Origin of the sequence: uncultured Bradyrhizobium sp. (assembly GCF_936928535.1) — a bacterium.
GTDB lineage: Bacteria > Pseudomonadota > Alphaproteobacteria > Rhizobiales > Xanthobacteraceae > Bradyrhizobium.
This window is the reverse complement of the sequence record NZ_CAKZHY010000091.1, coordinates 89,054-102,461: the sequence shown is the minus strand read 5'-3', so window position 1 is coordinate 102,461 and position 13,408 is coordinate 89,054. Positions and strand designations below refer to the sequence as shown.

At 63.6% G+C, this 13,408-nt stretch carries 9 protein-coding genes and 1 pseudogene; 7 read left to right on the top strand and 3 right to left on the bottom strand.

The window, feature by feature from the left end; genetic code table 11:
• Positions 1-23 precede the first annotated feature (23 nt).
• Positions 24-758, top strand: coding sequence for a glycosyltransferase family 2 protein (locus Q0687_RS14160; RefSeq protein WP_298877631.1), 735 nt, complete (start codon positions 24-26; stop codon positions 756-758).
• Entirely contained in the window at positions 755-1,093 is a 339-nt protein-coding gene (locus Q0687_RS14155) for a lipid-A-disaccharide synthase N-terminal domain-containing protein (protein WP_298877629.1), read from the top strand. Before Q0687_RS14160 ends, Q0687_RS14155 begins: the two co-directional genes overlap by 4 nt.
• A 9-nt stretch (positions 1,094-1,102) precedes the next feature.
• Here the strand turns inward: Q0687_RS14155 and Q0687_RS14150 are convergent, their stop codons facing one another.
• The 3 genes from Q0687_RS14150 to metC form a co-directional block, all read right to left on the bottom strand.
• Positions 1,103-2,791 (bottom strand): Na/Pi cotransporter family protein, encoded by a 1,689-nt coding sequence (locus Q0687_RS14150; RefSeq protein ID WP_298877627.1) that lies wholly within the window; start codon positions 2,789-2,791, stop codon positions 1,103-1,105.
• A 236-nt stretch (positions 2,792-3,027) separates the two neighbouring features.
• Positions 3,028-4,806 carry an adenylate/guanylate cyclase domain-containing protein gene (locus tag Q0687_RS14145; RefSeq protein WP_298877625.1) on the bottom strand — a complete coding sequence of 593 codons (1,779 nt, stop codon included), beginning with the start codon at positions 4,804-4,806 and terminating at the stop codon, positions 3,028-3,030.
• 114 nt (positions 4,807-4,920) lie between these two features.
• On the bottom strand, positions 4,921-6,111 hold the full coding sequence (gene metC, locus Q0687_RS14140; RefSeq protein WP_298877623.1) for a cystathionine beta-lyase: 1,191 nt from the start codon (positions 6,109-6,111) through the stop codon (positions 4,921-4,923).
• Between the two features lie 370 nt (positions 6,112-6,481).
• On the opposite strand from metC, the gene Q0687_RS14135 reads away from it, so the two are divergent.
• The 5 genes and pseudogenes from Q0687_RS14135 to Q0687_RS14115 all read left to right on the top strand — a co-directional run bounded on the left by Q0687_RS14135 (position 6,482) and on the right by Q0687_RS14115 (position 13,322).
• Entirely contained in the window at positions 6,482-7,498 is a 1,017-nt protein-coding gene (locus Q0687_RS14135; protein ID WP_298877622.1) for an amino acid ABC transporter substrate-binding protein, read from the top strand.
• A gap of 24 nt (positions 7,499-7,522) precedes the next feature.
• Positions 7,523-8,728: an ABC transporter permease subunit gene (locus Q0687_RS14130; RefSeq protein ID WP_298877620.1), complete on the top strand. Its 1,206-nt coding sequence runs from the start codon at positions 7,523-7,525 to the stop codon at positions 8,726-8,728.
• Positions 8,725-10,245 carry an amino acid ABC transporter permease gene (locus Q0687_RS14125; protein WP_298877618.1) on the top strand — a complete coding sequence of 507 codons (1,521 nt, stop codon included), beginning with the start codon at positions 8,725-8,727 and terminating at the stop codon, positions 10,243-10,245. The genes Q0687_RS14130 and Q0687_RS14125 overlap by 4 nt, the downstream gene beginning before the upstream one ends.
• 11 nt (positions 10,246-10,256) lie before the next feature.
• Entirely contained in the window at positions 10,257-10,997 is a 741-nt protein-coding gene (locus tag Q0687_RS14120; RefSeq protein WP_298877616.1) for an amino acid ABC transporter ATP-binding protein, read from the top strand.
• A 91-nt stretch (positions 10,998-11,088) separates the two neighbouring features.
• Positions 11,089-13,322 (top strand): annotated as a pseudogene (locus tag Q0687_RS14115) (tetratricopeptide repeat protein).
• Positions 13,323-13,408 lie beyond the last annotated feature (86 nt).

Genomic DNA, 13,408 nt, shown 5'->3' with positions numbered 1-13,408 from the left:
CAATCCAACCACGAGCTTTCGATTTGTCGTCGTCCCAGCCTTCGGTTTCCATCGTCGTCCCCGTGCGCAACGAAGCCGACAACATTGCGCCCCTGATCGAGGAGATCACGGCCGCGCTCGATGGCCGCTGGGCCTATGAGATCATCTATGTCAACGACGGCTCGACGGATGCGACCGGCGAGCGGCTCGCTGCGATCATGAAGCAGTGCGGCAATCTGCGGCAGCTTCGTCACGCAAGATCCGGCGGCCAGTCGGCCGCGGTTCGCAGCGGCGTGCGCGCGGCGCGCGGCACGATCGTGGCGACGCTCGATGGCGACGGGCAGAACAATCCCGCCTTCCTGCCGGACCTGATCGCCGCGGTCGAGAAGGGCGCCAATGTCGGGCTTGCCGCAGGACAGCGCGTCGGGCGCAAGGATACCGGCTTCAAGAAATTCCAGTCGCGGGTGGCCAACAAGGTCCGCAATGCCATCCTCAAGGACGGCACGCGCGACACCGGCTGCGGGCTGAAGGCGTTCCGCCGTGAGGTGTTCCTGATGATGCCTTATTTCGACGGGCTGCACCGTTTCTTGCCGGCGCTGATGCGCCGCGAGGGATTTGACATCGCCTATGTCGATGTGATCGACCGGCCGCGCCATTCCGGCGTGTCCAATTACGGCTTCTTCGACCGGCTGTGGATCGGGATCATGGATCTCGCCGGCGTATGGTGGCTGATCCGCCGCAAGAAGCCGACGCCCGAAGTAACCGAGGTGAACGCATGATCATCCAATACGGCCAGGCGTTGAGCAATTACCTGTACGACGTCTTCGTCGCCAAGTTCGATTTCTGGCTCGCCTTCGGCCTGGTCGCGCAGCTGTTCTTCACCGCGCGTTTCCTGGTGCAGTGGATCGCGAGCGAGCGGGCCGGCAACAGTGTGGTGCCGATGGCGTTCTGGTTCTGCTCGATGGGCGGCGGCCTGATGACGCTGGTGTATGGCGTCGTCAAACGCGAGCCCGTCATCATCCTCGGACAATCGCTGGCGACGATCATCTATATCCGCAACATCATGCTGATCATGAAAAACCGCGGCCGTGCGTCGAAGACACTGGACCGCTGATCTCTGGCCCTAACGCGGCAGCACCGTCGCGCCTGACGCGGGCAGGGCTGATGTCTCCGCCTCGGTCCGGCGATAGGGCTCGCCGGCCGCATCCAGCACGGGATAGGCGACCGAGCAGATATGCGAATGGATCCGCCTGAGATCGCGCAGCACGTCCAGATGCAGCGATGTGGTCTCGATCGTCTCGGGGCGGCCCTCGCGCAGGCGGTCGAGATGGCGCTCGACGGCGGCAAGCTCGGTGTTCTTCAGCGCCGTCTTCTCCGCCAGCAGCTTGCGAGCCTCGTTGGCATCGCCCGACATGAACACGCCGAAGGCGATCCGCAGCGACTCCATCGTGCGCTTGTGAAAGGCGGCGAGCTCGTCCGCGCCCTCAGGCGAGAACTGGAAGCGGCGCTTGATCTTCTTGGTGGCGAGCTCGCTCAGATTCTTGTCGATGATGTCGCCGATATGCTCGAGGTTGATGGCGAAGGAGATGATCTCCATGGCACGCCGCCCCTCGCTCTCGTCGAGGCTGCCGCGGGTCAGCTTGGTGACGTAGAGCTTGATGGCCTCGTCGAGGCTGTCGACGACGTTATCGGTCTTCGAAACCTGGTCGACCAATGAACGGTCGCCCGTCATCATGGCCGCCATCACCTTGCGCAGCATGGTTTCGACCAGATCGCCCATGCGCAGCGTTTCGCGGGCGGCGTCGGCGAGCGCGAGCGAGGGCGTCTCCAGCGCGGTCTCATCGAGATAGCGCGGGCGGGCCGGATCGGTTTCCTGCACGCGATCGGGCAGCAGCCGCGTCAGCAGACGCGACATAGCATCGAGCAGGCCGATGAAGACAACCGCCGTTCCGACGTTGAAGGCGATGTGGAACGCCGCGATCATCTTGGCGAGATCGGGTTGCCAGGCATGCATGTGACCGGCGATCGTGCCTAGGAACGGCAGGACCAGTGCAATGCCGATGACGCGGTTGGCGAGATTGCCGACCGGCAGGCGATAGCTCGCGGGATCGTCGCGCTTGGCGCCTTCGAACACGGGATTGACGGCGCTGCCGAGATTGGCTCCGAGCACCAGGGCCAGCGCCGCGTCTGGCGTGATGAACTGCGAATAGGCCAGCGACATGATCAGCAGCACGCTGGCGACGCTGGAATGCACGGCCCAGGTCAGGAGCGCGGCGACGACGATGCACAGAATGGGATCGCCGGTGATCGCCGACATCACGACGCGCACGCCGGGCGCGTTCTCGGCCGGCGCCAGCGTATCGAGCAGGATGTGCAGCGACAGCAGCATCAGGCCGAGGCCGATACAAAGTCGGCCGATATCCTTGATCCGCGAGCGCGGGCCGGAGCGGAAAGCGACGAGGCCGAGCACAAACAGTACGGGCGCAACCGCCGCAATGTTGAACGACAGCGCCTGCACGATCAGCGTCGTGCCGACATTGGCTCCGAGCATGATGGCGAGCGCAGCGACAAGGCTGAGCATGCCTTCGGCGGCAAAGGAGCTGGTGAGGAGCGCGGTCGCCGTGCTGCTCTGGAGAGCCGCGGTCAGGCCGAGGCCCGCAGCGAACGCGCTGAAGCGGTTGCCGAGGGCCTTGCCAAGCAGGCGTCGCAGATCGGGGCCAAAGGCGCGCAGGATGCCGCTCTGGACCATGTGCAGGCCCCAGAGCAGCAGCGCTACGCCGCCCATCAGATCGAGCAGAACCAACGTACCCATGCTCCGTGTCCGGATTGAGAGTCGATTGGTGAGGCTAGCGCCAAATGCTTGAGGTTCAAACCATTTGTTGGCGCATCGGCGTCAACGCTCCGTGCTCATGCGCGTTCCCGCGGCGTGCATTGGCGCGTCCGCAGGCGTTTTGCCCTGTGAGCAGGCTCACATTGCAGCTTTGAGGGCAACAGAGGCGATCGAGATCGGCCTGAGCAGATACGACCGGCCGCGGCCAGTGGTGCTGGCTAAGCAGGAAGTCCCGTCAGGCGAAGACCGTTCTCGAAGGCGCCGAGATCCTCGGCGCGCCGCAAGGGCCACATATTCGTGAAGTTGGCGATGCTGACCTGGGGATCGAGCTCCCGCAAACCGGTCACTGCTCTGTCGCGGTCCTCGTCGCGTCCGGTAAGCGCGCCACTGACAGCCGCCATGATGAGAGCCGCGGCGTAATTTGGATTCTGCCGCAGCGCCTTCAGAGCCCAATCCTGCGCTTCTTCGTAGCGGCCGGCAAAGAAATGAGCCAGCACGATTCCGTTCTGAACGATGAAGATCAAGGGATCGAGCGGACTCAGCCGTATTGCGCGCTGAAGATGCTCGATGGCGAGTTCGGGGTCGCCGAGAAACACCCGGACATATCCGCTGAAACGCCAGGCCGCCGCCAGGTTGGGGTTGAGGTTCAGCGCACGATCGATCAGCGCCGCTCCATCGTCCAGATTGGCAGCAACGAATGCGAGAGCAAAGCCCGCCTGAGCAAGTGCTATCGCGTCGTCGAAGCCAAGTTTCGCGGCCTTTCTTGCCGCCGATTCCGCAGCCGCCGTTTCCTGCCTGGGATCGGCGACCCAGCCGTTTGCCTTGCGCCACACGTAGCAATAAGCGCTCATGCCGTGGGCGGTCGCGAAGTTGGGATCAATCTGCGTAGCGCGCTGGAAATTCTGAAGGGCATCGACATTGGCGTCCTTCGTTCCCTGATAGATGTTCGCAATGCCATGCAAATAGTAGTCATAGGCGGCGAGCTTGTCGGTCGGCTTGTGCCTGGCGCGCTCGATCTCGGCCTGCTCCAGTCTCGGCGCGATCGCGCCGATCACGTTGGTCGTCACCTCATCCTGGAGCGCGAACACGTCTTCGAGTGCGCCGTCGAAGCGGTCCGCCCACAGATGCGTTCCATTCGACGCGTCGATGAGTTGCCCGGTAATGCGCACCTTGTTGCCGGCCTTGCGCACGCTGCCTTCCAGCACATACCGCACGCCGAGTTCACGGCCGACTTGTTTGATGTCGACCGCCTTGCCCTTGTAGGTGAAGCTGGAGTTACGTGCGATCACGAATAGCCAAGTCATGCGGGACAGGGCCGTAATGATGTCCTCGACCACGCCGTCAGCAAAGTATTCCTGCTCCGGATCGCCGCTCATGTTGGTGAAGGGCAGCACCGCGATCGAGGGCTTGTCCGGCAGGGCGAGGGCGACCGCCGGCGGCTGATCCGGCGTCGGCGTCGATGACGTCGGTCCCGTTGGGCGAGCGCGCCAGGCCCGCATCGGCTCGGAGATGTTCTTCAGCGACTGCTGTCCCATGTCGTCATAGGCGATTTCGGTCTTGCCCTTGATCTGGCGATGGGCGTCGTCCGAGATGCAAATGCCGCCGGGCTCGGCGATCCCCTCAAGGCGCGCCGCGATATTGACGCCGTCACCGAAAATATCGTCGCTGTCGATGATGATGTCACCGACGTGAATACCGATCCGGAACTGGATGCGCTTTTCGGCAGGCATGTCGACGAAGCCGCTGGCCATGGCCCGCTGCACCTCGACCGCGCAGCGAACGGCGTCGACGGCGCTGCCAAACTCCACCAGCATGCCGTCCCCGGTCGTCTTCACGATCCGTCCACGGTGTTCGGTGATCTTGGGGTCGATGAGCGCTTTGCGGCAGCTTTTGAGCCGTGCCAGCGTGCCTTCTTCGTCCTCGCCCATCAGGCGACTGTAGCCGGCGACGTCGGCGGCAAGGATGGCTGCCAGACGGCGGTCGACGCGGACGTTCATGCTATTAAATCCATCGACCTTCGACAATCTATACGGGCGAGACGCAATTTCTCACCTATACGTCAAGTTCAACGAGCCGTCGACAGAAACCGGATCAGCGAAGACGGATCCGCTTCAGGAACTCGATGACGCCTTCAACGCCGCAAAGCCGCGATCGAGATCGGCCTTGAGGTCGTCGATGCTCTCGAGTCCGATGTGGAGTCGCAGCGTCGGGCCCTCAGGTGCCCATTTGGTCGCGGTGCGGTAGGCGTCGCAGTCGAAGGGAATCGCAAGGCTCTCGAAGCCGCCCCAGGAGAAGCCCATGCCGAACAGCTTGAGCGTGTTGAGCATGGTGTCGACGGCGCTCTGCGGTGCCGGCTTCAGGACGATGCTGAACAGGCCGGAGGCGCCGGTGAAGTCGCGCTTCCAGATCGCGTGGCCCGGGTCTGTCTCGAGTCCCGGATGCAGCACGCGCGCGACCTCGGGCCGTGCAGCGAGCCAGCGCGCCATCTCCAGACCTGAACGATGATGCTGCGCGAGCCGCACCGACAGCGTGCGCAGGCCGCGCAGGGCGAGGAAGACGTCGTCGGGGCCGGCGCAGACGCCGAGCAGGCGGATGCCCTCGGACACTTGCGGCCAGGCCTTGGCATTGGCCGAGATGGTGCCGAACATGATGTCGGAATGGCCACCGATATATTTGGTGGCGGCTTGCATGCTGATGTCGACGCCCTGGTCGAGCGAGCGATGATAGAGCGGCGTCGCCCAGGTGTTGTCGTCGATGACGAGCGCGTCACGCGCATGCGCGACCTCGGCAATGGCGCGGATATCGGGCATCTCGAAGGATTGCGAGCCCGGCGCCTCGACCAGCACGGCGCGGGTATTGGGCTCGAACAGCTTTTCGACGCCGGCGCCGACAAGCGGATCAAAGTAGGTGGTCTCGACGCCGTAACGGGCGAGCATGCCGTTGCAGAAATTGCGTGAGGGCCGATAGATGTTGTCGACGACCAGCAGATGGTCGCCAGCTTTCAGCACCGAGAGCAGGGTGGTGGAGATCGCCGACAGCCCCGACGGCACGATGCCGACGCCGGCGCATTGCGGTCCCTCCAAGGCCATCAGCGTGTCCTGGAACGCCCGCGTGGTCGGGGTGCCGTGGCGGCCATAGGTGAACTCGCCGCGATGGGCGTGCAGGTCCTCGGCGGTCGGGTAGAGCACGGTCGAGCCGTGGAACACCGGCGGATTGACGAACCCCTTCTGCGCCTTGGTGTCTCGGCCGGAGGTGACCAGGCGGGTTTCGGCGTGCTGCTCTGCGGGGTGCGAGGAATCCATGCGTCTGCCTTCAAAAAAGCGTTTCCGCCGGGCGCGGATCGCACCGCCGGGGCGGCCCGGGGGCCGCGATCGTTAATAACAGAACACAGAAGAGTCCCGTCAACCCCTTGACCCGGCTCGCCAGTCGTTCTGTGATGCGCAGGTGCTATTCAGTCGCCGCATGTTGAGGGGCCTGCCGCGACCTTCGATCCATCGTCTGACCGGACCTTGTGCCATAGCTATGACGGCGGGCGCCTGCGGCGGGGATTAAGGTATGGCCTCCCGGGATGAGCGAGTGTTCGGCAAGGTTTTCCAGCATGACTCTTGCAAGGCGCATCCTTGCAGGGATTCCGTTCCTGACCGTGAGACGACTTTGAAAGGCTTGAAGCCCATGAAACGCGTAACCCTGGCTCTCTCTCTTGCTCTCGCCGCCGGCCTCTCTGCCCAAGCTGCCGACGCGCAAACGCTCAAGACCATCAAGGACCGGGGCATGTTGTCCTGTGGCGTCAGCCAGGGCCTGCCCGGCTTCTCCTCGCCCGACGACAAGGGCAACTGGACTGGCATTGACGTCGACGTTTGCCGCGCGATCGCGGCCGCGGTCCTCAATGATACGACCAAGATCAAATTTGTGCCGCTTTCGGCGAAAGACCGCTTCACGGCGCTCCAGTCGGGCGAGATCGACGTGTTGTCACGCAACACCACCTGGACGGTCTCGCGCGACACCTCGCTTGGCGCCAACTTCACCGGCGTGACCTATTACGACGGGCAGGGCTTCATGGTGAAGAAGTCGCTCAAGGTGAACTCGGCGCTGGAGCTCAATAGCGCCTCGGTCTGCGTCCAGACCGGCACCACCACCGAACTGAATCTCGCCGACTACTTCAAGGCCAACAACATGAAGTATGAGGTGATCGCGTTCGGCACGATCGACGAAGCGATCAAGGCCTACGAATCCGGGCGCTGCGACGTCTTCACCGACGATTCATCCGGACTTTACGCCAGCCGCCTGAAGCTGACCAATCCGGCCGATCACATCGTCCTGCCCGAGATCATTTCGAAGGAGCCGCTGGGCCCGATGGTGCGCCATGGCGACGACCAGTGGTTCGACATCGTGAAATGGACGCTGTTCGCGATGGTCACGGCTGAGGAACTCGGCATCACCCAGAAGAACGTCGACGAGATGGCGAAATCCGACAAGCCGGAGTTGAAGCGCGTGCTCGGCACTGACGGCAATCTCGGCGAACAGTTGGGCCTCACCAAGGACTGGGTGATCCGGATCGTCAAGGCGGTCGGCAATTACGGTGAGGCGTTCGATCGCAATGTCGGCGCAGGTTCGCCGCTCAAGATCAGCCGCGGCATCAACAATCTCTGGACCAAGGGCGGCCTGCAATACGCCCCGCCGATCCGCTGATCGGCAAGCCCGAAGGCTGCGCCGATGGGCGTCGAGGCCCGGAAACCGCCACTGCAGTTCGCGCTGAAGCTGAGGCGCGCGCTCGGCGGCAAGGCTGGCTGGAACGGCGTCGCCGTCCAGCTTGTCTTTGGTACGATCCTGGCCTGGATGGCCTATGAGATCATCTCGAACGCCCGGACCAACCTGGAAACCCAGCACATCGCCGCGGGCTTCGGGTTCCTGCAAAACAGCGCCAGCTTCGACGTCAATCAGACCCTGATTCCCTATTCAGGGTCTGATACCTATTTCCGCGTCTTTCTGGTCGGCGTCCTGAACACATTGCTGGTCTCGGTGGTCGGCATTTTCTTCGCCACCGTGATCGGTTTTGTCGTCGCACTCTGCCGTTTGTCACCCAACTGGCTCGTGTCGCGCGTTGGTGGCCTCTACGTCGAGGCGATCAGAAACCTGCCGCTGCTGTTCCAGATCCTGTTCTGGTATCTCGCCGTGCTGGCGGCGCTGCCGGCGCCCCGGCAAAGCATCTCGATCTTCAACACCGTCTTCCTCAACAATCGCGGCGTGATCGTACCGTCCCCGCTGGCCCAGCCCGGCTTTGTTCCATTCCTTGTCGTGCTGACGCTCGGCATCGTCGCTTCGCTGGCGTTGCACAGCTACGCGCGGCGGGCGCTGTTCGCGGAAGGTCGGGCGATCCGGATCTGGCCGTACGTGTTGACGCTGATCATCGGATTGCCGCTCGTCACGACGCTTGTGTTCGGCATGCCCATCACGTTCGAATGGCCGCAGCTGAAGGGTTTCAATTTTGCAGGCGGCGCGCGGATCATCCCTGAATTCGTCGCACTGACCGTGGGACTGTCGACCTATACGGCGGCCTTCATTGCCGAGATCGTTCGTGCCGGCATCCTTTCGGTCCATAAGGGACAGATGGAGGCGGGCTCCTCGCTCGGCCTCAGCCGAGGGGCGACGTTGCGGCTGATCGTGGTGCCGCAGGCCATGCGCGTGATCGTGCCGCCGCTCACCAACCAATACCTCAACCTGACCAAGAACTCCTCGCTTGCGGTTGCGATCGGCTATCCCGATCTCGTTTCGGTCTTTGCCGGCACGTCGCTGAGCCAGACCGGGCAGGCGATCGAGATCATCGCCATGACCATGGGCGTCTATCTGCTGACCTCGCTCATCACCAGCGCCGTCATGAGCATCTATGGCTGGCGCCTCAACCGGAGCCTGGGCGCATGAGCGATCTCGCCGCGTCGTCCTATGTCCGGCAGGACCTGGTTGCCGAGCGCCCCGCGCCCGTGAAGACCACCGGCTTTCTCGGCTTCGTCCGCACGCGCCTTTTGAACTCGCCGACCAATATCCTGCTGACGATCCTCGGCCTGTTGCTGGTCTGGTACACCGTCATTCCTACCGTCAAGTTCCTGCTGGTGGATGCGGTCTGGAGCGGCAAGGATCGGACGGCCTGCCTCGCCGAAAATGTCGGCCGTCCGGTCGGTGCCTGCTGGCCCTTCATCCAGGCCAAGTTCACGCAGCTGTTCTACGGCTTCTATCCCGAGGCCGAACGCTGGCGGGTCAATGTGACCTTCGCGCTGGGCACCGTGCTGCTGTTGCCGCTGCTGATTCCGCGGCTGCCGGGCAAGGGCTTGAACGCCGGGCTGTTCTTCTTCGCCTTTCCCGCGGTCGCATTCTTCCTGCTGCATGGCGGCGGCATCACTGGTTTCGGCGTGAGCTGGGTTGCGGGCCTCCTGCAATTGTTCGCCGACAGCATCAGCGGGGCCGGTGAGGGTCTGGTCGGTCTGAGCAAGAATTCGGTCGCTGGCCCGCTGCTCTGGGCCGTCGGCAGCGCCATCGTGCAGGTCGGCACATTGCTGCACTGGGTGATCTTTCCACTGACCTGGCTGCGGGACCAGATGCTGGGGGCGGGACTGGGGCCCTGGCCCGACGTCCTGATCACAGCGGTGGTCGTATCGGTGGGCTTGTTCCTGCTCGGCGGCGGTGCACGCGCCGGCTCGCGGCCACTGCTCGTTAGCCTCGCCACGTTCGCCGGGATTGCTGTGGTCATCAAGCTGATGGAGCTCGATCACGGCGGCTTGCCGATCGTGGATACGCGGCTGTGGGGCGGGCTCCTGGTGACGCTGGTGATCGCCATCACCGGCATCGTGGCCTCGCTTCCGATCGGGATTGCGCTGGCGCTCGGCCGGCGATCGACCATCCCCCTGATCCGGTTCTTCTCGATCACCTATATCGAGTTCTGGCGCGGGGTCCCCTTGATTACGGTGCTTTTTTTCGCGACCTACATGCTGCCCTTGTTCTTGCCGGGTAACTTCACCGTCGACGGTCTGATGCGCGCGCTGATCGGCGTGTCCCTGTTCACGGGCGCCTATCAGGCCGAGAACCTGCGTGGCGGTCTGGCAGCGGTGCCGCGCGGGCAGGGCGAGGCGGCGTCCGCGCTCGGCCTGTCCTGGTGGAAGACCACATCGCTGATCGTGCTGCCCCAGGCGCTGCGCCACGTCATTCCCGCCATCGTCAACAGCTTCATCTCGCTGTTCAAGGACACCTCGCTGGTGTCGATCGTCGCGCTGTTCGACCTTCTCGGCTCGCTGCGGGCCTCTTTCGCCGACCCGGTCTGGACCAGTCCGTCGACGGCGTTCACCGGCTTTGCCTTCATCGGCATCATCTATTTCATCTTCTGCTTTGGAATGTCACGCTACTCGCTCTTCGTCGAGCGCCGCCTCAACGCCCACCGTCGCAACTGATCGAGGCCATCATGTCCGCAGATCCCATCGTCAAGATTTCCGGCCTCAACAAATGGTACGGCGATTTTCACGTGCTCCGCGACATCGACCTCGATGTCGTCAAGGGCGAGCGCATCGTGATCTGCGGCCCCTCGGGCTCGGGCAAATCGACGTTGATCCGCTGCATCAACGCGCTCGAGGAATTCCAGGAGGGTGAGATCGTCGTCGACGGCATCGAGCTCGGGCCGAACCTCAAGCATGTCGATGCGGTGCGCCGCGAGGTCGGCATGGTGTTCCAGAGCTTCAACCTGTTCCCGCATCTCACCGTGCTCGACAACTGCACGCTGGCGCCGATCTGGGTCCGCAACATTCCCAAGAAGGACGCCGAAGCCACCGCGATGAAGTTCCTGGAGCGGGTCAAGATCCCGCACCAGGCCAGCAAATTCCCTGGTCAGATGTCCGGCGGCCAGCAGCAGCGCGTTGCGATCGCGCGGGCGCTGACCATGAACCCGAAGGTGATGCTGTTCGACGAGCCGACCTCGGCGCTCGATCCTGAAATGGTGAAGGAGGTGCTCGACACCATGGTCGACCTCGCGGAGGAGGGCATGACCATGCTGGTCGTCACCCACGAGATGGGCTTTGCCAAGGAAGTGGCCAACCGTGTCGTGTTCATGGACGCCGGCCAGATCATCGAGGCCAACACGCCGCACGAATTCTTCGCCGCGCCCCAGCACGCCCGCACCAAGCTGTTCCTGAGCCAGATCCTGCGCTGATATCAGGGGGATTCCGGAGCCGACCCCGATCGGCCGGCCCGCCCCTGCGAATCAGCTAGACTCTCCGTCGGCCATCCCTTGGAGAGCGACCTTGCAGAGCAGCGCCGGCGCACGCGCGTTCCAGAACGCGCGATTGCAGAAGAAATTCAAGAAGCAGGCAGACGCCATCATCTCCGCGGCGAACACGGCGTACGGCCAGGGCCGGCATGCCGAGGCCGAGGCGCTCTGCCGCCAGATCCTTGCTGAGCTTCCGGAGCACTTCAGTGCCTTGCATCTGCTCGGCTTGTGCGCGTTCTCGGGGCAGCGCTTCGAGGCCGCGAAACAGGCTTTCGCGCAAGCCGTGGCCGCCGATCCCCGCTCGGCCCAGGCCCTTTCCGATCTGGGAGCCACGCATTTCGCACTCGGGCAATACGAGGAGGCGCGCGCGTCCCTGGAGAAGGCGGTCACGCTGAAGCCGAATTTCCCGATGGCCCTGGCCAATCTCGGCAATGCCTTGCTGCACCTGAACCGGGTCGCGCAGGCCATCGAAACGTACGATCGCGCGATCAAGCTGAAGCCTGATTATGTCGATGCGCTGTGCAACCGGGGCCTTGCAGAGCTGGCGCTGCAACAGTTCGATCGTGCCAAGCAGAGTTTTGATCGTACCTTGCTGTTTCAGCCGCGACACGTCGAGGCGCTCGTCGGCAAGGGCTTGGTCAATATCCAGCTCAAGAACTACGACGAGGCCAAGACTGCGCTCGAGGCAGCGCTCGTGCTCAGGCCCGGCTCGGCGAAGATCCTGGCGAACCGCGGGCGGGTCAATCTCGAGCTGTCGAGGCTGGAGCAGGCGGCGGCGGATTTTGACGCCGCGCTTGCGCTGTCGCCCAGGCTCGAGGTGGCCTTGGAGGGGAAGGCACAGGTCGCGCTCTGCATGGGAAATACCGCTCAGGCGATGCTCGCCTGCACCACGCTGCTCGAGCAAAATCCGGGCTCCGCGGTGGCGATGGCGCTGCTCAGCGCCTGTCTTGCCAACCAGGGAGAGATCGCATCGGCGGTCGAGCTTGTCGACTCTGCGATCGCCATCGCGCCGGATGCGAGCTTGATCGGGCGAAAGATCTTCTTTCTGGATTATCTCGGTGAGGCCGGTTTCGCGGTTCAACAGGCCGCGCGAAAGCAGTGGTGGGACGTGATCGGCGCCCGGATGCCGCAACGCCAGCTCGCGCCGCGAGAGCTCGATCCCGACAGGCGGATCGTGATCGGTTATGTGGCGGCCGAGTTCTGGTACCATTCGGCGGCGTTTACCTTGCTGCCGGTGCTCAGCCATCACGATCACACCAAATTCGAGATCGTCTGCTATTCGTGCGCGCAGGTGCGCGACGAGATGACCGCCAAATTCCAGTCCTTGGCGGATGTCTGGGTCGAGGCCGGGCAGCTCTCTGACGATCAATTGGCCGATCGCATTCAGGCGGACAAGGTCGATATTCTGGTCGACGTATCCGGGCATACGACCGGCAACAGGCTCCACGTCTTCGCCCGTAAGCCGGCCCCGATCCAGGTCTCGGGCTTCGGGCATGCCACCGGAACCGGCCTTCCGACCATGGACTATGTGCTTGCCGATCCCGTCTTCATCCCGCAATCGGTGCGCCATCTGCTGGCCGAGAAGGTCCATGACCTGCCGTGCCTGATCACGATCGATCCCATCCTGGATCTGCCGCCGTCGGAGCTGCCGATGCTCCGCAACGGCTACGTGACGTTCGGCGTGTTCAACCGCATCTACAAGATATCGGACGAGGCGATCCGGGTCTGGTCGCGCATCATGCGCGACGTGCCGGGATCGCGGATCGTCATCAAGCATACTCTGCTCGACGACCCCCTGGTGCGGGACGGCCTCGTTGCGAGGTTCGTGGCGCAGGGCATCGCCGAAGCAAATGTCACGTGCCTCGGCTTGTCCCCGCGCCACGAGCATCTGCTTGCATTTTCCCAGATCGACGTTTCGCTCGACACGTTCCCGCAGAACGGCGGCATCAGCACCTGGGAATCGCTCTATGCGGGCGTTCCGGTCGTGGCCAAGCTCGGCAACGGCGCCTCGTCGCGCGCCGGTGGCTCTATCGTGGCCGCAGCCGGCCTTGGCGAATGGGTCGCCGACGATAATGACGGCTACGCCGCGATCGCGTGCAAATTCGCACCCAGCCGGATTATCTGGCAAAACTGCGCGCGGATCTCCCGGCCCAGATCGCAGCCTCGGCGGCCGGCAATGTCGAAAACTATACGCGCGAGGTCGAGGCGGCCTATCGCCAGTTCTGGCGCGACCATTGTGCTGCAGGCGGGCGGGGCGGTGACACGTAGCAGGGGTCGCCCCCGGGAAATCCCGGAGGGATTGCCGGGTCGGCTGACCGGGCGGCATTGGCCACGAATCAGCTAGATTCGTTGCA